Here is a 1,300-nt window from a genome sequence, read left to right on the forward strand (position 1 = left end):
ACGTTGCTCACGACGAGTTCCAGCTTCTGGAAGTGTTTAATCCTCCTCCATCGCTTTTGGGCGCTCTGGAGCAGCTTGAAGACCATCGCCAGGGTCGTCGCCCGGGAGCCGCAGTTCCGGCTTCGCTTGGTCCTCAGGCGGACCGTGGCGAAGGTCGACTCGACCGGGTTGGTGGTGCGGATATGCACCCAGTGCTCTGCCGGGTAGTTGTAAAACGCCAGCAGCTCGTCCCGATCCTTGGCCAGGCACTCCATCGCCTTGGGGTACTTGGCCTCGAAGCGCCTCAGCGTGCGATCAAAGGCCTCGTGGGCCTGGTCGCGGGTCTCGGCCATCCAGATGTCATGGAGGTCGGCCTTGACCTTGGGTTGTACCGACTTTGGCAGCTTGTTCAGCACGTTAGCCGTCTTGTGGACCCAGCAGCGCTGATGGTCGGTTTCCGGGTAAATCTTGCTCAGCGCCGCCCAGAACCCCATGCCACCGTCGCCTACCGCCAGTTTCGGGGCCGTGGTCAGGCCACGTTCTCGCAGGCCCGTCAGCAGGGTCTCCCAACTGGCCGCCGACTCGCGGAAGCCGTCCTCGACGGCCACCAGTTCCTTGCGGCCCTGCTCGGTGACCCCGATGATCACCAGCAGGCACAGGCGGTCATCCATGCGGACGTTGCTGTAGATTCCATCGGCCCACCAGTAGACATAGCGCCGGTCTGATAGGTCGCGCTGCCGCCACTCGGTATGTTCGTCTTCCCACTGCTTCTTGAGCCGTGACACCGTGTTGGCCGACAGGCCCTTGGCCTGGTCACCCAGCAGTGCCGCCAGGGCCTCCTGATAGTCCCCGGTGGAGATCCCCTTCAGGTAGAGCCAGGGAATCAGCTCTTCGATGCTGCGGGCCCGCTTCAGGTAGGGCGGCAGCAGGCTGCTGTTGAAGCGAGCGCCACCACCGCTGCGGTCGCGCACCTTGGGCACCTGCACGCTGACATCTCCGACGCCGGTCTGAACGGTACGCTCGGGCAGGTAGCCGTTGCGGACCACAGCCTGTCGTCCATCGTCGAGACGCTGATCGGCATACTGCGTCAGGAAAGTAGCCAGCTCAGCCTCGACGGCTTTGGCGATCAAGTCACGGGCGCCTTGGCGCAGCAGCTCGTGCAGCGGGTCGGTGACCTGGGGTTCTGGTTGTGAAAGAGCTCGGAGGGTAGAATCGGTCATGGCGTATCCATTCCGTGTTGATTGAGATCTTGGTCGTGATCAATCAACAGGATACGCCACCCTTTCTACCTCCTCCCATACACCAGAAGTCACCATAGCTC

1 protein-coding gene is annotated in these 1,300 nt (G+C 62.5%); it reads right to left on the reverse strand.

Annotation, left to right across the window (positions count from 1 at the left end; translation table 11 throughout):
* The coding region (locus H1D44_RS20660) for an IS256 family transposase (protein ID WP_181517146.1) at nt 1-1,199 on the reverse strand (1,199 nt) is incomplete at its 3' end.
* Nucleotides 1,200-1,300 lie beyond the last annotated feature (101 nt).

It is taken from the genome of Billgrantia kenyensis, from assembly GCF_013697085.1.
GTDB classification, from domain to species: domain Bacteria; phylum Pseudomonadota; class Gammaproteobacteria; order Pseudomonadales; family Halomonadaceae; genus Halomonas; species Halomonas kenyensis.